The sequence below is a fragment of the Acinetobacter sp. YH12138 genome (assembly GCF_015218525.1).
GTDB classification, from domain to species: Bacteria; Pseudomonadota; Gammaproteobacteria; order Pseudomonadales; family Moraxellaceae; genus Acinetobacter; species Acinetobacter amyesii.
In genome coordinates, this window is sequence record NZ_CP048670.1 from 2,195,144 (window position 1) to 2,216,020 (window position 20,877).

Annotated in this window: 19 protein-coding genes; 7 read left to right on the plus strand and 12 right to left on the minus strand. The window is 40.2% G+C overall.

Annotated features, from left to right (window positions below; all coding sequences use genetic code 11):
- Both hisC and pheA read right to left on the minus strand, forming a co-directional pair.
- Entirely contained in the window at positions 1 to 1,092 is a 1,092-nt protein-coding gene (gene hisC, locus G0029_RS10670) for a histidinol-phosphate transaminase (RefSeq protein ID WP_180107967.1), read from the minus strand.
- A gap of 69 nt (positions 1,093 to 1,161) precedes the next feature.
- A complete protein-coding gene (gene pheA / locus G0029_RS10675; protein WP_078194414.1) occupies positions 1,162 to 2,271 on the minus strand; it encodes a prephenate dehydratase in 1,110 nt (369 codons plus the stop codon).
- Positions 2,272 to 2,841: 570 nt separating this feature from the next.
- Here pheA and G0029_RS10680 point away from each other — a divergent pair.
- Positions 2,842 to 3,372: a DJ-1/PfpI family protein gene (locus G0029_RS10680; RefSeq protein ID WP_180107966.1), complete on the plus strand. Its 531-nt coding sequence runs from the start codon at positions 2,842 to 2,844 to the stop codon at positions 3,370 to 3,372.
- A gap of 126 nt (positions 3,373 to 3,498) precedes the next feature.
- On the opposite strand, the gene G0029_RS10685 is transcribed toward G0029_RS10680, so the two are convergent.
- Both G0029_RS10685 and G0029_RS10690 read right to left on the minus strand, forming a co-directional pair.
- Positions 3,499 to 4,641, minus strand: a complete 1,143-nt coding sequence (locus tag G0029_RS10685) for an acyl-CoA dehydrogenase family protein (protein ID WP_180020843.1) — start codon at positions 4,639 to 4,641, stop codon at positions 3,499 to 3,501.
- A gap of 170 nt (positions 4,642 to 4,811) precedes the next feature.
- Positions 4,812 to 6,158, minus strand: a complete 1,347-nt coding sequence (locus tag G0029_RS10690) for a dicarboxylate/amino acid:cation symporter (protein ID WP_078194416.1) — start codon at positions 6,156 to 6,158, stop codon at positions 4,812 to 4,814.
- Between the two features lie 408 nt (positions 6,159 to 6,566).
- Between G0029_RS10690 and G0029_RS10695 the strand changes: the two genes are divergently transcribed.
- A complete protein-coding gene (locus G0029_RS10695) occupies positions 6,567 to 7,565 on the plus strand; it encodes a glycosyl transferase family protein (RefSeq protein ID WP_180107965.1) in 999 nt (332 codons plus the stop codon).
- Positions 7,566 to 7,656: 91 nt separating this feature from the next.
- On the opposite strand, the gene G0029_RS10700 is transcribed toward G0029_RS10695, so the two are convergent.
- Both G0029_RS10700 and G0029_RS10705 read right to left on the minus strand, forming a co-directional pair.
- Positions 7,657 to 7,923, minus strand: coding sequence for a YeaC family protein (locus tag G0029_RS10700; RefSeq protein WP_078189099.1), 267 nt, complete (start codon positions 7,921 to 7,923; stop codon positions 7,657 to 7,659).
- A 2-nt stretch (positions 7,924 to 7,925) separates the two neighbouring features.
- On the minus strand, positions 7,926 to 8,864 hold the full coding sequence (locus G0029_RS10705) for an NAD(+) kinase (protein ID WP_078189100.1): 939 nt from the start codon (positions 8,862 to 8,864) through the stop codon (positions 7,926 to 7,928).
- A 152-nt stretch (positions 8,865 to 9,016) separates the two neighbouring features.
- On the opposite strand from G0029_RS10705, the gene mrcB reads away from it, so the two are divergent.
- Positions 9,017 to 11,410, plus strand: a complete 2,394-nt coding sequence (gene mrcB, locus G0029_RS10710; protein WP_180023967.1) for a penicillin-binding protein 1B — start codon at positions 9,017 to 9,019, stop codon at positions 11,408 to 11,410.
- Positions 11,411 to 11,486: 76 nt separating this feature from the next.
- Positions 11,487 to 11,969, plus strand: a complete 483-nt coding sequence (locus G0029_RS10715; RefSeq protein ID WP_180107985.1) for a tetratricopeptide repeat protein — start codon at positions 11,487 to 11,489, stop codon at positions 11,967 to 11,969.
- 141 nt (positions 11,970 to 12,110) lie between these two features.
- Here the strand turns inward: G0029_RS10715 and G0029_RS10720 are convergent, their stop codons facing one another.
- Positions 12,111 to 13,010 (minus strand): NUDIX domain-containing protein, encoded by a 900-nt coding sequence (locus tag G0029_RS10720; protein WP_180107964.1) that lies wholly within the window; start codon positions 13,008 to 13,010, stop codon positions 12,111 to 12,113.
- A 147-nt stretch (positions 13,011 to 13,157) separates the two neighbouring features.
- Here G0029_RS10720 and hemP point away from each other — a divergent pair, with 147 nt between their 5' ends.
- The gene (gene hemP / locus G0029_RS10725) at positions 13,158 to 13,328 is read left to right on the plus strand and encodes a hemin uptake protein HemP (RefSeq protein WP_078189103.1); all 171 of its coding nucleotides are present in this window, start codon (positions 13,158 to 13,160) and stop codon (positions 13,326 to 13,328) included.
- Positions 13,329 to 13,525: 197 nt separating this feature from the next.
- On the opposite strand, the gene G0029_RS10730 is transcribed toward hemP, so the two are convergent.
- From G0029_RS10730 to G0029_RS10745, 4 genes are all read right to left on the minus strand, one after another.
- Positions 13,526 to 14,845, minus strand: coding sequence for a sensor histidine kinase (locus G0029_RS10730; RefSeq protein ID WP_111885335.1), 1,320 nt, complete (start codon positions 14,843 to 14,845; stop codon positions 13,526 to 13,528).
- A 4-nt stretch (positions 14,846 to 14,849) separates the two neighbouring features.
- Positions 14,850 to 15,518 carry a response regulator transcription factor gene (locus G0029_RS10735; protein ID WP_180107963.1) on the minus strand — a complete coding sequence of 223 codons (669 nt, stop codon included), beginning with the start codon at positions 15,516 to 15,518 and terminating at the stop codon, positions 14,850 to 14,852.
- 131 nt (positions 15,519 to 15,649) lie between these two features.
- Positions 15,650 to 16,012 (minus strand): NirD/YgiW/YdeI family stress tolerance protein, encoded by a 363-nt coding sequence (locus G0029_RS10740; RefSeq protein ID WP_078194424.1) that lies wholly within the window; start codon positions 16,010 to 16,012, stop codon positions 15,650 to 15,652.
- 104 nt (positions 16,013 to 16,116) lie between these two features.
- Positions 16,117 to 17,874 carry a GspE/PulE family protein gene (locus tag G0029_RS10745; protein ID WP_180027311.1) on the minus strand — a complete coding sequence of 586 codons (1,758 nt, stop codon included), beginning with the start codon at positions 17,872 to 17,874 and terminating at the stop codon, positions 16,117 to 16,119.
- 325 nt (positions 17,875 to 18,199) lie between these two features.
- Between G0029_RS10745 and G0029_RS10750 the strand changes: the two genes are divergently transcribed.
- Positions 18,200 to 19,186: a hypothetical protein gene (locus tag G0029_RS10750; protein WP_180107962.1), complete on the plus strand. Its 987-nt coding sequence runs from the start codon at positions 18,200 to 18,202 to the stop codon at positions 19,184 to 19,186.
- A gap of 47 nt (positions 19,187 to 19,233) precedes the next feature.
- Here G0029_RS10750 and tsaA read toward each other — a convergent pair whose 3' ends face one another.
- Positions 19,234 to 19,941: a tRNA (N6-threonylcarbamoyladenosine(37)-N6)-methyltransferase TrmO gene (gene tsaA, locus G0029_RS10755; protein WP_180107961.1), complete on the minus strand. Its 708-nt coding sequence runs from the start codon at positions 19,939 to 19,941 to the stop codon at positions 19,234 to 19,236.
- 106 nt (positions 19,942 to 20,047) lie between these two features.
- Here tsaA and G0029_RS10760 point away from each other — a divergent pair, with 106 nt between their 5' ends.
- Positions 20,048 to 20,827 carry a ferredoxin--NADP reductase gene (locus G0029_RS10760; protein ID WP_078189109.1) on the plus strand — a complete coding sequence of 260 codons (780 nt, stop codon included), beginning with the start codon at positions 20,048 to 20,050 and terminating at the stop codon, positions 20,825 to 20,827.
- Positions 20,828 to 20,877: the final 50 nt, after the last annotated feature.

The following is a 20,877-nucleotide window of genomic DNA, read 5'->3' on the forward strand; positions in this document are numbered from 1 at the left end:
TTAAGCTTTAGCCTCTAAGCCCAAAACTTTAGCCAATGCAGCTAAGAATTTAGCATTTTCAGCTTCAGTCCCAATTGATACACGTAAATGCTCAGGGATACCAACTGGACGAACAATCACACCTTCTTTTAATAAAGCATTGAACGTCTGTGCAGGATCTGCATTTACATTTACTAAAATGAAGTTCGCACGTGAAGGCACATACGCTAAACCTAAAGCATCAAAGCCTGACTCAAGTTGTGCCATACCCGCTTTGTTCACTACGCGTGATTTTTCAATAAATGCTTCATCTTTAAGTGCAGCAACTGCAGCCACCATCGCAAGATGGTTCACGTTAAATGGTTGACGAATACGATTGAGGAAATCCGTCACTTCAACTGAAGCCAAAGCAAACCCAACACGTAGTGCAGCCAAGCCATAGCATTTTGACATGGTACGGCTAACGATTAAGTTTGCGTATTGATCTAAGAATTTCAAGCTGTTGAAGTTTTCTGGGAAATATTCCACATAGGCTTCATCTAAAACCACGATCACATTTGCAGGTACTTTTTGCATGAACGCTTCAAATTCAGCTTCTTCAAACCATGTACCTGTTGGATTATTTGGGTTCGCAATAAAAATCAATTTAGTATTGTCTTTGATTGCCGCAGCCATTGCATCTAGGTCATGTGAAAAACCTTTTGCAGGCACTTCAATCGCTTCAGCATTAATCGCTTGAGTAACCAGACCATACACAGCAAATGCGTGTTGGCTATACACTACAGAGTCTTGTTCTGAAACAAAAGCACGAGCAAAAATTTCTAGAAGATCGTTTGAACCATTACCTAACGTAATGCGGTCATGTGCAATACCAAATTGTTTTTCAACTTGGTCTTTCAAAATAAAACCGCCACCATCCGGATATCGACCAATTTCTGCAAGTTCAGCAGCAACAGCTTCTTTCACTTTGTCAGAACAACCCAATGGGTTTTCATTTGATGCGAGTTTTACGATATCTGTAATACCCAACTCACGCTCAAGTTCACTAATTGGTTTACCTGGTTGGTAAGGCTTTAGCTTTGCAATGCCTTCATTGGCTGGGACAAACGTCATTTTACACTTCCAGTTTTTTCAAATGATGAAGGTGATCAACTCCTGATGGAATTGATCACAGTTGTGATCTTAAAGAACAGCAATCGGATATGAACCCAATACACGAATTTCTTTTACTAACGGACGAATTTCTTCAATTGCCGCTTTCACGTTTTCTTGCTCAACATGACCTTCCAAGTCCACAAAGAATACATAAGCCCATTTTTCTGGTAATGCAGGACGTGTTTCGATACTTGTTAAGCTAATATTATGCTTGGCAAACGGTGCAAGAATTTCAAGTAATGCCCCCGCACGGTCATGCGCAGAAATCAACAATGAAGTTTTATCATTGCCCGATTGTGGCACTTTCTCACGACCAATCACCAAGAAACGAGTAGTATTTTCAGGATTGTCTTCAATATTGCTATGCAAAATTTCAAGGTTGTAAATGTTCGCAGCGACTTCAGAAGCAATTGCTGCTGAGTGCCATTCATTGCGAATACGGCGTGCAGCTTCTGCATTTGAACTGAGTGCAACACGTTCTACACCCGGATAATGTGCATCTAACCAACCACGGCATTGCGCCAAAGTTTGTTGATGAGCATAAATTTGTTTAATGCTGTCTTTACGTGTGTTTTCAGACACTAGGAACTGGTGATGAATACGCAGCTCCACTTCACCAATAACATTCAGATGTGAAGATTTGAAGCAATCTAGGGTGTGGTTCACTACACCTTCAGATGAGTTCTCTACAGGCACAAGACCATAGTGCGCACTGCCTGCTTCTACTTCGCGGAATACTTCATCAATCGTTGGAAGAGGGCGAACAACAGCGTCTTGACCGAAATGTTTTAAAACAGCCGAATGCGTATAAGTTCCGACTGGACCTAAAAACGCAATACTTTGCGGTGCTTCAAGAGCTAAACATGCCGACATGATCTCACGGAATAAACGTGCCATTGTCACATCAGACAATGGGCCTTCGTTACGATCCATAACTTTACGTAAAACTTGCGCCTCACGTTCAGGACGATAAAACAATGGATTCTCTTCTGCAGCAAATTTTGCTTTTGCCACAGCTTCAGCTAGTTTCGCACGACGATTGATAAGTTGTTGAATCTGCATATCAACAGAGTCGATATCTTCACGAATTTGAGCTAAGTCCAGAGAAGTCGGAGTGTTTTGATCATCGTTGATCATTGTTATGTCGCCCTTCAAAAAAATTTTGCAAACAGTATAACAATAGTTAGCTTTCAAATGTTGCGCAATACGACTTTGATGGTTTCAGCCTTAAAAACATACAGTTGATTAAAGCTTCATCAGCTTAACTTAAGAGCCAAAACAGCCAAACTGATAGGTAAAACCATAATTGAGGCAAATCTTACCTTTTGACGGCTTTATTGATCATTCATCTTGAGCAGCACAATAAATAGCCTTTCTCCTTTCTAGCTAATTTGAATAGATCCATCTCCTTGTATAAGCCCATCAATCAATTTGTTTCATTGGTCATTTCATTTTTAAATTTTGCTCTCAATACCTGCAGCAAAATAAAAATTCAAAACTTGGCTTTCATGGCATAGAAATAATTTGAAATTTAAAGATGATCTATATAAACACTTGGTCATTGATCGTTTTTTCAGTTACTTAATAGGCACTTTCATCTAGTGTTTACAGTCATTGACGCATTTATTACAAAAGACACAGGTAATTTTTTTCATTGCTTTGTAGTCTAAATATCAGAAAAAAAATAACAGACCCATAGGTACAAGTATGCACAAGAAAATTGCAGTGTTAGTGACCTACGATTTTGAAGATATTGAATACCTTAAGCCTGTGGAGGCCTTTCGAGCCGCTCGGCACAGCATTATCAATATCGAAGATCAGGTTGGAAAAATTGTTTACGGCATGAAACGCCGTTCCCAGATCACCATTGACCAGAGTATCGACGATGCCTCTGTGCATGATTTTGATGCCTTATTTATCCCCGACGGTTATTCACCCGAGAAACTCGCTTTAGATGGCCGTTTTATCTATTTTGTACGTAATTTTGCAGATAGCCAAAAGCCGATTTTGAGCAGTTGTCACGGTCCACAATTGTTATTAGAAGCGGGTGTCATACAAGGTCGCCATTTCGCCCAATCTGAAACGCTGAAATCTGCTTTACTAAACGCAGGTGTGGTGGTGTCGGATCAATCGGTCGTGAATGATAATAACCTGTATATATCGTCTCGCAGTACTTTAGATATACCTGAATTTATCGAAGTCTGTCTGCAAGTTTTGGGGCAACCGTCATTATCTTAGGTCTCAATATATTCACTTACACTCAACCGCATAATCAAATTCAAACACGCAAATCTATAGAAAGACATCTTAAAAAAATAGCGAAGTCATCACTTCGCTATTTTAATTTTCAGCCTGATAATTTGTTTATCGACCTAAAATACTTCGTGCCACGATTTCTTTCATAATTTCATTGGTGCCACCGTAGATTTGCTGAATACGTGCATCGACAAAGAAACGTGAAATTGGATATTCCGTCATATAACCATAGCCACCAAATAATTGAAGTAGATTATGGGCCACTTTCATTTGCATATCGGTAGAAAAGCTCTTGAGTGCTGCTGCAGTTTCAACATCAAGTTTGCCTTGCATATAAAGTTCAACATTTTGATTATAAAATGCCGCTGTAGCCAATTCGTCAATCTTAGCCTGTGCCAAGACAAAACGAGTATTTTGGAACTGTCCGATCGCCTGTCCGAACGCTTGTCGCTCTTTAACATACTGCGTTGCCACATCAATGGAACCACGAATCGCACCAATTGCAGTCGAGGCAATTGCGGTACGTTCACGCGGTAACTCTTGCATCAAGTAAGCAAAGCCTTGTCCAGCTTGACCCAAAAGTTGCTCTTTTGGCACTTTGACGTTGTCATAAAACAACTCTGAAGTGTCTTGCGCATGCAGACCAATTTTGTCGAGGTTGGTACCTTTCTTAAATCCATCCAAATGTGTATCGACTAAAAGTAATGACACACCTTTGGCACGTGCTTGTGGATCAGTTTTCGCAGCCAATACCACAAGGTCTGCATGTTGACCATTTGAAATAAAAGTTTTCGAGCCATTGAGTAGATAATGATCGCCCTGCAAAATTGCACTACTGCGCATAGACTGCAAGTCCGAACCTGCTCCCGGCTCTGTCATACCAATAGCACCGACCACTTCACCTGTGACCATTTTCGGTAACCAATATTGTTTTTGTTCTTCTGAACCAATGTGCAAAATATAAGGCGCTGCAATTTCAGAATGGCATGAAATACCTGTCGATAATGCACTAAAACCTGCTCGCGCAGATTCTTCGACTAGCATCAGTGAATAATGCGTTGGGACGCCATAGCCGCCATATTCTTCAGGCACATCCACACATAAAAAGCCATTTTCACCCAAAGCATTCCATACTGAACGCGGCATAATGCCTTCACGTTCCCATTGCTCATAATGTGGTGCGACATGCTCTGCCATAAAGCGGCGAAAGTTATCTCGAAATAATTCTAAGTCTGCATCATAAGCCAGCATGTGTTTCTTCCTTGGTTGAGTTTGTTATTTTGTTGAGCTCCATCCTATTGCAGTTTAGAACAGCCGTCATGCCTAAAAACTAAAGCGTTCAAATTTGGCTTTGCCCTTGCATTAAAAAAGGAAGCCGAAGCTTCCTTTTTAATTACATCTTTTACATCACAGCATCAGCGTTAAGCATGATGTGCATTGCCTTCTTCTTGCATCTGACGGTCAATTTCTTCAGGATTTGCTAAAGCAAAATCCAGTTTTTCTTTGTCTAATTGACCCACCCATTTCGCAACCACAATCGTTGCCAATGAGTTACCTACAAGGTTCGTTAATGCACGTGCTTCTGACATGAAACGGTCAATACCAAGAATTAATGCCAAACCTGCAACAGGAATATGACCCACAGCAGACAATGTTGCAGCCATCACAATAAAGCCTGAACCCGTCACACCCGCAGCACCCTTAGATGAAATGAGTAGAACCAATAACAATGTGATCTGATGCGAAATATCAAGCGGTGTATTGGTCGCTTGTGCAATAAAGATTGCTGCCATAGTCAGGTAAATAGACGTACCATCTAGGTTAAATGAATAACCTGTTGGAATAACAAGACCCACTACAGATTTTTCTGCACCAGCAAGTTCGAGTTTTTTCAACATACGTGGCAGTACAGATTCAGAAGATGACGTACCCAGTACGATCAGTAACTCTTCGCGAATCATACGAATCATTTTCAAAATACTGAAACCGCAAATACGTGCAATTGAGCCAAGTATAATGAAAATAAACAGCAAACATGTGATATAGAAGCAGATGATCAATTGACCCAATTGTGCCAAACTACCAATACCATATTTACCAATGGTATAAGCCATCGCACCGAAAGCACCAATTGGTGCAAGCTTCATGATCATGTTTACAATGTTAAAGAATACATGTGCAATTTGATCAATAAACTTCAATACAGGCTTACCTGCATCACCAAGTTTATGCAAAGCAAAACCAAATAATAAGGCAAATAATAGAACTTGAAGAATTTCACCCTCAGCAAACGCACCAACAACGGTGTTTGGGATGATATTCATAAAAAATTCTTGGGTAGATTGCGCTGCACCAGATTCAACATATTTAGAAATACCTGCAGTATCTAAAGATGCTGGATCTACGTTCATGCCCACACCTGGTTTTGCAATATTAATCACTGCAAGACCAATAATGAGTGCGATGGTCGAAACGATTTCGAAGTATAGTAAAGCGACCCCACCTGTCTTACCCACAGATTTCATGCTTTCCATGCCTGCAATACCACTTACCACGGTACAGAAGATCACAGGTGCAATAATCATTTTAATTAGCTTAATGAAACCTTGTCCTAGTGGATAGAACAATTCACCCCAGCCTTTTACGTATTGCTCGGTACCATTGATAATTTGCGTACCACTTGGTGAGAAATGACCCACCAATACACCCGCAATAATGGCAACGATCACTTGAAAATATAGTGACTTATAAATTGGTTTTTTAGCCATGACATTACTTCACGATATATTTCTGCTTCAAAGAAATATTCAGTTTTTGTCTATTTTCAAAAAATAAACAGCCCAAAACCCCTTTGTCTTCGACAAAAGAGCACCAAAGGTATTTGACTTAGCCAAATACAGAAAAACGAAATATGTATGGTGATTAAATAATCACATCAGGACCTGATATAGAATCAGCACATTGATCAGGAGATGAAACGCATACTAAAGTAGGTTAAATTTTACCTGTTTTTTAATGGCTTGTTCTGCCACAAATGTTAATTTCGGTTAAATAATAGACCGAGATCATTAGACTATAGTCTAAAGACTGCATTTTTTACGCCCATTATCAGGCTGAAAAATACCAACTATAGAAGTAAACTACCCTTAAGTCCTAATTTTAAGCCCCGTATTTGCATGAACAATAAACGAAATATTTACAAAGATTTTGAACATCCTTTTGCGCAATTTGTCCGTATCGTGGGTAAAGGTAAAAATGGCGCACGTTCGCTCACTTATGATGAAGCCTACCAAGCGTTCAGCATGATCTTAAAAGATGAGGTTTTGGACGTTCAATTGGGCGCTTTCTTGATGTTATTGCGTGTAAAAGAAGAGTCAGTCGATGAACTTACAGGCTTCGTCCAAGCTACACGTGATCAACTCAAGTTTAAAAAGCTAGATGTCGATTTAGATTGGTCATCTTATGCAGGTAAACGCAAACATTATCCATGGTTTTTATTAGCAGCATTAACGCTGGCAAAACACGGTTACAATGTCGTGATGCATGGCGCTTCAGGTCATACCATTAACCGCCTTTATACAGAACAAGTATTAGAGTATTTGGGTTTTCCTATTTGCCAAAATGATACAGATGTGGAAGAACAACTAATACAACGTCATTTTGCTTATATTCCGCTCGACGTCATTTCACCAATACTTAGTGATTTAATTTCACTGCGCAATGTGATGGGTTTACGTTCCCCAATTCACACCCTTGCGCGTCTGATAAATCCATTTAATGCCAAAGCCACCATGCAAGCTATTTTCCATCCAGCCTATCGTGGATCACACCAACGTGCGGCATTTCAATTGGGTTATCAAAATAGTGCTGTCATTAAGGGTGAAGGTGGTGAATTCGAACGTAACCCCGATGCAAAAACATTAATTTGTGGTATCAAGGATGGTGAAATGTATGAACATGAGTTGCCTAAACTGACGGACAACCGTAGTCCAGTCGAAGAAGAACTTGATTTGGCCGTTTTTAAAGCCGTTTGGGACGGTCAGCAGACACATGAATATGGTGAAATCGCAGTCACCGAAACCATGGGAATCGCACTATATACCATGGGTGCAGTCGCAAGTTTTGATGATGCAATGCAAACTGCCAAAACCATGTGGGCAAATCGTCACGCTTAAATAAGCAGATATGAAGAAATAAATCTAGGCATGCATCAAGCCAATAAAAAGCCAGCATTGAGCTGGCTTTTTCAATCAGAAAGAAAATAGATTAAACGAAACGAATCGGCTTGAACTCAGGTTCTTCCACATGCGAGTCACAATGCTCATCTTCTTCTTTGGTCCCACGGTCGATATAACCACTACGCTCATCTTCTGGCAAATGTTTAATTTCCCATGCATACACCGCTTGCATACAAATTTGACGTTGTTCTTGAGTCAGCGCTACGCCATTTGGCCATTTACCAATTTCAATTGCCGTTTTTAATCGACCAACAATTTCAGGATCGAGTACGGCAAGCATCTGTTCAATATTCATAATTAATCCTGCTTTAATGAGTCAAAATCTTGGTTCCAGCCTAGCTTGGTACGACATGCCATATAGAAGTCATAACCAGGTGGATGTAATAAGTTGAGCTTAAATGGATGTTTGCGGATATGTAAACTATCGCCTACACCCAATGATACACTGTGTTGACCATCGGCACTGACCATTGGTAGAACACGATTTTCACGAATCAAAATTTTAATTTCGCTTTGTCCACCTACGACAATCGGCCGTGATGACAAAGTATGTGGATGCATTGGCACTAAGGCAATCGCATCCATACTTGGGTGGACAATCGGACCACCACCAGATAATGCATAAGCTGTAGAGCCGGTTGGCGTGGAAACAATTAAACCATCACTGTGTTGGCGGTATACATATTGCCCATCAATATTCAGTTCAAAGTCGATCATGTGTACCGATTTACCCGAGTGCAGCACAATATCATTTAAAGCCACAGCATCATAAATCGACTCACCTTTTGAGCGAATTTCCATTTCCAGCAAGAAACGTCGGTCTAGCTGAAACTCGCCTTTGAGCACTTGATCTAACTTAAAAATCACTTCTGTCGGTTTGATATCGGTCAGGAAGCCCAAACGACCACGGTTCACCCCAATCACAGGGGTATTATATTTCACCAAGGCACGTGCAGCATGAAGCAATGAACCATCACCGCCGACTACGATCACCAAATCGACGACTTCACCCAATAAGTTACGGCTGACCGTCTGAGTATTGTTATAGGGTACCAGCTGCGCTGTTTGCGTATCAAATACAGGATGTAATCCCAAACTTAAAATATGATCGTGGATCAAACATAGGGTTTCGATCACTGATGATTTGTCTGGACGACCAATCAACCCAATGTTTCGAAATGATTTATGTGAAATTTGCACCTGCGCTTTTGCTCCGCTTCGCCTCATTGGTATCATATCACTAACAGAAATGATTTAAAAAAACTTTAAAGTTTCGACTTTAGTGAAGTAGCTTCCAATATTTTGCATACATATAACAGTTTAAATATTGCAAAATACTGAAAAGCTTCGCATGATTAGCAAAATTTCTCAGGGTCTTATCACTATTTATGAAGTCTGAACGTGGCATAGGCATAATTGCACTGATTTTTTCGCTGTTGATTATCGGCGGATTTCTCGTGTTCAGCATTTATCTTATTCGTCTAGATAATATTGTACGGGACAAATTCGAAGGTCAACGTTGGGATATTCCAGCCAAGGTATTTGCACGTCCTTTAGAAATTTATACCAATGCGCCTGTAAGCCAAGCAGACCTCAACCAAGAACTGAAACTTTTGGGCTATAACGCTCAAGACAGCTATGCGAAAACTGGGAGTTACGTTACTTCTGGCAATGTGACCTATATCCATACGCGTGGTTTTGACTTTGGTGATAGTGTCGACCCTGAACAAGTCCTTAAAGTGACCTTTGGTGAAGATCAAATCACTGAGGTAAGTGCGACCAAGCCTTCAAGCAGTGGTATTGCCCGCTTAGAGCCGATGTTAATTGGCGGTATTTATCCTCAGCACAATGAAGACCGTGTGCTGATTAAACTGGATAAAGTACCTAAGCCTTTAATCCAAGCTTTAATTGCTACCGAAGACCGTAATTTCTATCAGCATCATGGTATTTCGATTCGTGGTACAGCACGTGCCATCGTAAGTAATGTCACCGGTGGTAAACGTCAAGGTGGTTCGACCCTCACTCAGCAATTAGTGAAAAATTTCTATTTATCGCCTGAAAAAACCATTAAGCGTAAGGCCAATGAAGCCTTAATGGCGATGCTGATTGAACTTCACTATGACAAAGATGAAATTCTTGAAGCTTATTTAAATGAAGTGAATTTAGGTCAAAACGGTAACTATTCAATCAATGGTTATGGTTTAGCCTCACAATTCTATTTTGGTTTACCACTGCGTGAATTAAATATTGCTCAGCAGGCGTATTTAGTCGGTCTGGTTCAAGGCCCGACCCTATTTAATCCGTGGAAAAACCCTGAAGGTGCGATTAAACGCCGTAATATTGTGTTAAACAATATGGTTGTGATGGGCTATTTAACTCAGGAACAATATGAAACTGAGTCAGCACGTCCATTGAATGTCATTACAAAACCAACATTGGGCCCTTCTCGCTTCCCAGACTATATGGATATCGTGCGTCGTCAACTGCGTACTGAATACCAAGAAAGCGATTTGACCAATCAAGGTCTGCGTATTTTCACCGCGATGGACCCGATTGCTCAAACTCGTGTACAAACTGCATTTAAAGAATCTGTGGCACGTTTAAGTAATGCCAATCCAGCACGCTTGAAAGAATTACAAGGCGCGGTACTGGTGTCTCATCCTGAAAATGGTGAATTGGTTTCAGCAGTCGGTTCAACGCAGGACTTTACCGGCTTTAACCGTACGATGGATGCTAAACGTCAAGTCGGTTCATTGCTAAAACCCGTGATTTACCTCAGTGCGATAGAATCCAACCGCTATAACTGGGCGAGTCAAATCGAAGATAGTCCGATCAGCATTCAAAGTGATGGCAAAGCTTGGACACCGAAAAACTATAGTGGTGGCGCACATGGTGTCGTACCAATGGTCGATGCCCTATCAAACTCGTATAACCTCTCTGCGGTACGCTTAGGTCAAGAGTTCGGTATGTCGACTTTTATTAACCATCTGAAAAAGTTTGGTGTGACTTCTAATATTCCAAACTACCCTTCGATTTACCTCGGTGCTATCGATATGTCACCGATGGAAGTCATGAGTGTCTATGGCAACTTTGCAACCGGTGGCTTCAAATATCCAGTGAAAGCTATTCGTTCAGTGGTCGATGCCAATGGTCGTTTATTAGATCGTTATAGCTTAACGGTACAACCGACTATTGCACCTGATGCTGCATTTATCTTGAACTACGGTTTACAACAAGTGATGAGTTCAGGCACAGGCCGTTCGGCTTATGCATCATTACCAGCTTCACTCAAACTTGCAGGTAAATCAGGGACAACCAATGATACGCGTGACTCATGGTTTGCAGGTTATTCAGGTAATTATTTAAGTGTGGTTTGGTTAGGTTTAGACAACAACAAAGTTACAGGCTTAACTGGTTCGTCAGGAGCACTTCCTGTTTGGACCAATGTGATGAAGCAGTTACGTCAAAAACCTGTTAATTTACGTCAACCAGACAGCGTACAGTGGCATTGGTTAGACCGTTATTCAGGTAATTTATCTGCGCAGCATTGTACAGGTGCGATGTATATTCCTCTTTCGCGCAACTCCATTCCAAATCAAGCTACGGCATGTGGTTCGACACAATATGAAGTAGAACCTTACACAGTTGATACTGAAGAGACGCAGCCAACTCAGGAGCAAAATGATAGTTTAGGTGACTACATTCGTGAAAGTGATGTCGATAATGATCAGGGTTCATCTGATCAACCTCGCATCATCTCAAGTGGAGAGTATTCAAATTAAACTGCACAACATTAAAGTTTTAAAAACGTTCAGTATTCTGAGCGTTTTGACGATCATTTTGGCAGGTTGCCAAACCATGATCGAACCTGAGCAAAAGCCGCCTGCCGCACCTGAAAAAAAGGCAGACATCCATGACCCTTCTGGGGTCATTATTACACCATATGACCATCCAGAAATTAAACGTCAACGCATCGTTATTCCTGAGCAGAAAACCCAAATTCAAAAGTTTGATGATGGTCGCGACTTACCTGTATTCAAAAAATTGATGCAAACTACGCAAACCGCTTATGCCAAAGGAAAATGGAATGAAGCTGAAAGTGCGGCAACTCAAGCACAGCGTTTGGCACCACAATCTGCGGAAACTTTTTTATATTTGGCAATGATCGCCAATCGAAAAAATCAACCTGCGAATGCAGAATCGTTGGCACTGCGTGGATTAAGCTATGCTCAAACCAAGCCGATGAAACAACAGCTTTGGAATGTTGTTTTAAAAGCTGGTCAAATGCAAAAGAAAAGCAGCACCATTCAAAAAGCCCAACAAGCCATCAAAGCTCTTTAAGCACCCATAAAAAAGCCTGATCTTAATTGAGATCAGGCTTTTATACTCTTTACATACTAAAAGTAAGCTTATTTACAATAGTTACTTTAAGTCTAAAATATCGACTTTCAAATCCAAACTTAATCCAATACATAATTTAATTTAAAAACTGCGAATACCTGCCACCCCATAAGCATGATGCTGCTGTGCAATAGGTAGCAATTCAGGACGCATGCCACCTAAAGCAAAAACAGGGATTTCTATGCTTCGTGCAATCTCAGAAAAATGCGCCCATCCCATACTTTGTGCCTCTGGATGACTTTGTGTCGCCAGAACTGGGCTCATAAGAATAGCATCACAGCTAATTTTTTGCGCATGCAGTGCAGAAACTTGATCATGACAAGCGGCGATATAGCGCTTCCCAAGCTGTAAATCACCTTTATTTTTTTTCAGCAATTGGTGCTGCTTAAGATGTAAAGCCGAAATATGTGCTTGCACCTCTGTAGAGAGTAATGACCATAGATCTTCATTAATTATCAATTGCTTTAAAATCACGGTAGGTAATTGATTTAATGCCTCTGCATTTTCTGCGCTGGCATCGACTCGCCAATAATACAACAGCGTCTCTTGAAGCGTTTCAAATGTTGGTAGATCGGCGGTGATTTTGATCTGTTGCTGCCAATATAAGCGCTGCAAAATAGCTTGATTGGCCTTTGGAAAATTCAAACTCATAAGTTGTTGACGCGAATACCAGGCCCATGGCTTTTGGATTTCATTCAGCAACGCATGCGGGACGGTGGCATGAAATAAATGCAATTTCACAATAACATCATCGTATTCATGTTGAATAAAATCAAAAGCATGCCAGTCATGTAAACCAATTCCAACCTCTTCAAAAATTTCACGACGACACGCTTGTTCAGGACTTTCACCCTGCTCGACTTTACCACCCGGAAACTCATGTTTATTGCCCTGATGTTGTTTTGCTTCACGCCAACCCACCAGTACTTTGTCTTGATGCAATAAAATCGCAATGGCGACATCAATTTGCGGTTTAGACATAGTTCCCTGCTCTCTACTCTGTTCCGATTGATAACCAAGTGTAAGCAAATTTATCTTTTTTATAAAATCTTAAAATTACCGTTGACAGGTCTATTCGATAATGATTATCATTTAAACCATTCAAAAATACACCACGGAGTCGACGGAATGAACGCACCATTTAGCCTTTTTACTCGTAGCAATGAAGCACACCACTCGCTGCCAATGCTACATTCAAACAACCTTTTTGCCTTAGGACGTGAAATTCGAATTATGCATGCAGGTGAAGAATATCGACTACGTTTAACACGAAATAATCGCCTTATTTTGACCAAATAATTTCTGATAAAAATAATAATTATCAGCGCAATAAAAATAATCGTGGACACAAGCAGTAAGCCATCCGCTTACTGCTTTTTTAAGTTTTGTACTTAGTCAAATTAAGCTTTATAACTACTCAAACTTAATTTAAATCGCAACACTCATCTTCCTCTCACAATACTCTTTCGCTAAATTCCTTAGAGCAAATCGTGTTTTTAACGGATTGGAAAAGTGAGTTGTACCTTTAAGCCACCCAGTTCAGATGCATCCACATTTAAATGGCCTTGATGTAACTGTACAATTTTTTGGGCAATTGAAATACCTAAACCTGAACCTTGCGTCTTCGTTCCCAATACACGGTAAAATCGCTCGCCAATGCGTTGCAATTCTGCGACTGTCAGTCCCGCACCTTGATTTTCAATCGTCCAAACCGCCTGCTGTGCTGTTACCGTTAAATCAATCTTTACCTGTCCTTGCGTAGGACTATAGCGAATAGCGTTATCGACTAAATTGCGTAGACAGCTAAACATCAACTCTGCGTTCATCTCAAACTGTACAGACTGGGTCTGTAGCTTCAATTCGATCTGCTTTTCTTCAATAAAAGGCTGTAAAGCGTCAAGGACTTGTAAACTCAGCTGTTCTAAGTCGTCTTGTTTTTTATCTAATTGCTCCGATTGCGTCGGGTCGAGCCGTGCCAAAATTAGTAGATTTTCCAACACGCGTGTTCCTCGATTAACATCGTGCTGTATGCTCAATAAATCCTGCTGAATGTCGGGATATTTTCGTTTTAATACCTGAAGTCGCATTTGAATCGCAGACAGCGGTGAGCGTAATTCATGTGAGGCATCGGAGGTAAAGCGTTGTTCCGCCTCTAAGGCTTGATCTAATCGGTTTAATAAAAAATTCAGCTGTGTTTGGATCGGTTCTAGTTCCTGTAATACAGGTTCAGGTAAAACAATGGCTTGTAAGTCATCTACATTTTTTTCAGCGATTTGTTTTGAAAAAAGCTGTAAAACTTTCAATTGACGTTTAATCAAAATATGCAGTAATAGCCATTGGATCAACCAGACAATCAATAGAATCCCTGCATAGCCTAGTACGCTTTGCAGCGTTTCCCTCAGCCGTGTTTTCATCGGTTGAATGATTTGTACGCTTAATCCATCGTCCTGAAGTGCATAGCTACGCCAAAGCGCGCCTTCTCTCCATTGATAATGCAACCCTTGTTTTAAATTGGGCTGATGTTCAAATGCTGTGTGTTGTTCCGATGTGGTTAAGACTTGCGACCCTTGCATGAGTTGATATTGCATATCAAACTCTTCACTCAGTTCATCTATTTGTTCGTCTTGCTTCAGCGTGAGATCAGTAGCAGTAAGCATATCTGCCACTTCGTCCATCAGGGCATCGTGTACATTCATGATGTGATACAAACCAAATCCCAACATCAGACACAGAGAGATTGCTCCCGCCCAAATTGCACTGAGCAGTGAGGTTTTAATCAGTTGCGACTGTAAGGAAATGCTTTTTTTATCACTCATAGACTTAACTTTGTTGCGGAAGATTCATGCGATAACCCAAACCCCTTAAGGTTTTAATGTAATCACTGCCAATCTTCTTACGCAATTGGTAAATAAAAACTTCGATCGCATTACTTTCAACTTCATCGCCCCAAGCATAGAGTGATTCTTCGAGTTGGCTACGCGTCATAATATGCTCTGGATTCAACATCATCTTATGCAAAATTTGATATTCACGCGAAGTCAACGTAATCAGTTCCGCGTTTTTACGCAGCGTTTTAGCTTGTACATCTAAACTTAAATCCCCGAAAGTCAGAGAATTATCACGCTGTTGATGATGCAAGCGTAATTGGGCACGTACCCTTGCTGACAACTCTTCTAAGCTAAAGGGTTTCACCAAATAATCATGGGCTCCCAGATCTAAACCTTCAACACGATCTGCAATACTGTCCCGAGCAGTAATGAATAAAACTGGTGTAAGCGGATGCAACTGTACGATACGTTTTAAAATTTCATCACCAGTTACTTTTGGTAAGCCACGATCTAAAAGTATGCAATCATATTGATGTTGTTCTAAAGCCAAAATAGCGTGATCGCCTCGCTCAACCCAATCAACACTGTAGCCATCCATTTCAAGCCATGTTTTTATACTGTCGGCTTGGGATGCATCATCTTCTGCCAATAAAATTCGCATCTTACCTACCCTATTTCTATGGTTCCGACTTCAGTGTATCGAACTTTTGCTCATATCTACTCAAATCATAAAAAAACCACAGCAAGCCGTGGTTTTTTATAGTGCAGCACTGTATTGAATGACAGGCTAAATTAAAATTTTACTTGATCGACATCAACTTCAACGCGTTTCGTCGGTTTGTAATCAATGTCGATTTCTCCAATGAGCGTTACGGGTGTTTTAGCTGAAATCGCTTTGCCTTGCCAAAGTTCATCATCAATATCCACCGTAATGCTGCCTGTGCTATCGCGGAACTGATATTTTTCATCGCCCATCGATTTGACAACATAACCTTTCAATTGAACTTTACTATCATCTTTTAAGTCTAAGGCATGTTTCACTGATGTGGTTTTCATCGGTGCAACAGCTGTTTGATTAACTGCTGTATTCGCGACTGCAACCGATGCCACACCTGCAAATGCTAAAACACATACCAATTGAGTGAATGTTTTCATCTTCGGTCTCTCTTACTTTGTCTATTTCGATAGCACTATTTAAACAAAGCAAGATGAGTCGAATCTTAAGCTGCAAAGACGTTTTTATTTATTTGATCAAACCATTAGTTGAGCGGTACGACACGCAGGACTTCCTCTAAAGTCGTCACCCCTGCAAGTACTTTACGTGCACCTGCAATTCGTAATGGTTCGACATGCTCTTTACGTGCCTGTGTACGTAATTGGGTTAAATCTGCATTGGCACCAATCAATTGCTTGGTTTCAATACTGAGCGGCATAAATTCATAAATCCCCACACGGCCTTTATACCCCGTTTGACGGCATTCATCACAGCCCACCGCCTCGTAGACAAAATCAGGCATTTGTATCGCATATTCAAAGGTCAAATGTTTCCACTCTTGTTCATTGATAAAAGTCTCACGCTTGCAGTGTGGACAGAGTTGACGAACCAAACGTTGTGCCAAAACCCCTAAAATGGTCGCTGCCGTTAAAAAAGGCTGAATCCCCAGATCATGTAATCGCGTCAAACTCGATGGTGCATCATTGGTATGTAAAGTTGAAAGCACCAAATGACCTGTTAATGCAGCTTGGATCGCCATATTTGCCGTATCATGATCTCGGATCTCCCCGACCATGATAATGTCAGGGTCTTGACGCATTAAAGCCCGTACACCATCGGCAAAGCCTAGATCAATCCCTGTATTCACCTGCATTTGGTTAAAACTTGGCTCTAACATCTCAATCGGGTCTTCAATGGTGCAGACATTCACTTCTTCGGTTGCCAATTGTTTGAGTGATGAATAAAGCGTGGTGGTTTTACCCGAACCCGTCGGACCGGTCACTAAAATAATACCGTGACTATGACTGGTTAAGGCCTTCCAATCATCCAACAGACGCCCTTCAAAACCGAGCTGTTGGAAACTACGTACCAAGACTTCAGGGTCAAAAATACGCATGACTAACTTTTCACCAAAGGCTGTTGGCAGCGTCGATAAACGTAGCTCTGTTTCTTGGCCTTTGGGTGTACGGGTTTTTAAACGTCCATCTTGCGGCTTACGTTTTTCAGCCACATTCATCCGACCTAAGATCTTAATTCGTGAAACCACCGCTGTCAGCGTATTTGCTGGCATGTTGTAGATGGTATGCAATACGCCATCGATACGAAAACGCACCTTTCCTGTATCTTTACGCGGCTCGAGGTGAATATCACTTGCACCTTGTTCGAAGGCAAACTGTAAAACCCAATCGACAAGCTTCACAATATGCTGATCATTAGCATCTGGATTTTGTGTATCACCTAATTGTAATAACGCTTCAACGCCTTTATTTTCACGGTCATAACTCGATGATTTTTGAGAATTACTGACCGCACGACTCACTTGGTAATATTCAACCAAATATCGCTGTAGTTGATCTGGACTGAGTAATACACGCTGAATCTTGCGTGGTAATACCGTTCTTTCTAAATTTGCAATCCATTCATTTTTATAAGGTTGATCCGTTGCAATCAACACATGCTCATTTTGTAATTCCACCGCTAAAATGCGATTTCGTACTGCAAATTCCTGCGACATAATGGCTGTCAAAGCAGGTACATCAGCTTTTAAAGGATCGATAATATAAAACGGTACACCTGACTTTTCTGCCAACCATTGACAGAGTCTATTGAGCGTTAAGGTAGACTGCGGATGACTCTGATCGACCAAATTAAAATTGGCAATCCATTGTAAAGGATGCCATTTTAACTGCTCACGCTGACGGTGCGTGGTTTGAATCAGTATTTTGTCCCGTTCAGTAATACGTCCATCTTTTTGTAATTGGTCTAAACACCAAGAAGTGTCAATTTCAAAATTAAAAGTCATTGTTCTATGTTCCCCAAACATAGAACTACTATAGCAAGTTTTTACATCGGATTAGATAAATTGGGCACAGCAGGTGTGTAATTAACTAGATCACACAACATTAGTATAAGATTAAAAGCGTGAATTTATTGCTCAATTCATGTTGCTTGGCTGCTCATACTGACATCAATAGCAACAAATGCAGTTAAATTTAATAATGACTCAGATTCATTAGAATAAATAAACCTATTAACATTTATTCAAATAAAAATTTCATTTATTACATTATTTTTACAATAAGATCCCCCTGATTAAATATTTGTATATCAAAAAAAGAGGGAAAACAATGCAACTTAAAAGCCTGAGCCTTTCAATCCTTACAGCAATGGCATTAATTGGCTGTGGCGGCGGAGGTGGAAGTTCAAGTGAGTCTTCCGCAAATAATAATTCGAATACACCTGAAGAAAATAGAGATTTTCAGCAATGGGGATTTTTTGAAATTAATGGTGGCTATAATGATGATGCTTTAACGTTGAATTATTCAGTCGGTACGATTGATCAAGGAAAAATCTACGACCAAAATAATTTTGAAATGGATAATGATCTAACCATCACTCAAAATGGCATCTATCAAGACTTTGGGCCCAAGGATTCTAAATATGGCTATTTGGTTGGTACTGGCTCATTTAAGGACTTAGTACTTACTCATCAGCACTACTCACCTATCGGTTCCACAGGTTTAGTCTTTACTTCGACCTACAAAAAAATTGATTTAAGCGGTAAAAATGTCTTAGCCACACTTGAGCCTGAACATCAATGGGATCTTAGCAATAAACCTACAGTAAACTTTGGCACAGTCCGTAATACCTATTACAACCGTGTTAAAGACCTGACATTCCCAGCAGGCGCTTACTGTATGCAGCAATTGACCTACTCTAATAACCAAGAAAATCTGCTTGCTTACAGCAATGGCGATGAGAAACTATATTTTGATGATTATGCTGCGCAATATAGTCAAAATGCTCAAAGCAGAATTTTTAAGAAAACTTATAAAGATACTGTAGCGTACCTATATTCTTCTAAAGGAACTGATGCAGATGCAACCCATGGCTATGCAGAATATAAAGGACAATATTACGAAGTAGAACGTCATGCTAATGGGTTGCAGTACAGCCTTGCAGATGAAATCCAAAATGAAAAGGATAATCTTCCATCAACTTTAACTGATGTAGATCGAAAACTTGCCATTCAACGTATTGAAAGCCAAAATAATTTATGTACTTGGTATAACGATACAGCTAGTACATTTATTCAAAACAATATGAAACCGTAAATCAGCATTGAAGCTATAAAAAAGGAGCTAAATTAGCTCCTTTTTTATTAAGATATTTCAATAATCAGAATTTGTAGATCACAGACCTGAAATTTTACATTCAAGCCAGCAAACAACATGCCATATATACGTTCAGCATCATGCTGATAAGCAGGACGTGGATCTAAACTCAATACTTGTTCCAGTTCTGCTGTTAATTGTTCGGTTAAATTGCCATTATTCAAAAATACCTGTTTTTGTTGCTCAGCGTGCTCTGACCAAATCACAGATTTTCTTTCTGGCTCATCCTGCGCATAACCGCTTTGCGCATCCATAACTGCATCTGAATATTGAATATAGGGTTTGATATCTAAAATTGGCGTGCCATCTAACAAATCACTGCCGACCACATAGACTCGTACCGATTTACCAACTTTTTTCACCGCTTTGAGCTGCACAACCGACAAGCCCATAGGTGACGGCCGGTACATACTTCGTGTCGCAAATACCCCGATTTTTTGATTACCACCTAAACGCGGAGGACGAACTTGCGGACGAAATTTTGTCGAATCTACATTTTTATTTTCATGAAACTGCCAAATCAACCAAAGATGACTAAAATCTTCAATCCCCTCAAAAGCCAATAAATCGTTATAAGGTTCTACCATTTCAATATAAGATTCGACTTGCACCAAATTTGGCTGACGTGGAATACCAAACTTTTCTCGGTAGGGAGATTTCATATACCCGATAATTGGCATTTTAAGCTCAGACATAATCACTTTTTCTGATAAGTTCAATTAAATATATTCAGTTTATCGAGAATGATTTTAGATTAGAATAGTAAGCTGTTCTAATTTGATAATTTTATTGAGACCTTTAATGGCTGCTTTTAACGTCGAAAAGATTACTCACGTCCACCATTGGAATGACACTTTATTCTCTTTTAAAACCACTCGCGATACTGCGTTACGTTTTAAAAACGGTCAATTTGTGATGATCGGCCTTGAAGTAAATGGTAAGCCTTTAATGCGCGCTTATTCTATTGCAAGCGCAAACTATGAAGAAGAATTAGAGTTTTTCTCTATTAAAGTTCCAGATGGTCCTTTAACGTCTATTTTACAAAAAGTAAAAGTTGGCGATGAAATTTTAGTATCTAAAAAACCTACAGGTACTTTAGTTCTAGATGACTTAAACCCTGGTAAAAACTTATACCTACTTTCTTCAGGTACAGGTCTTGCACCGTTCCTTTCAGTGATTCGTGACCCTGAAACTTACGAACGTTTTGAAAAAATCATCGTTGTACATGGTACTCGTTTCATTTCAGAATTGGCTTATCAAGATTTAATCTTAGATGAAATTCCTAACCACGAATTCTTTGGCGAATTAGGCGCGAAAGAAAAATTGGTTTACTACCCTACGGTAACTCGTGAAGAATTCCATACTCAAGGCCGTGTAACTACTGCCATTGAATCTGGTCAACTTTTCGAAAAAATTGGTCTTCCACGTTTCAACCCTGAAACTGACCGCGCAATGCTTTGCGGTTCACCTGCATTCCTAGACGACGTTGCTGCACTACTTGACCAGCACGGCCTGAAAGAATCTCCTAAGATGGGCGTTCTAGGCGACTACGTGATTGAACGTGCATTCGTTGAAAAATAATTAGCTGTAAATTAAAAAGCGCATGTCATCATGCGCTTTTTTTTGATCTA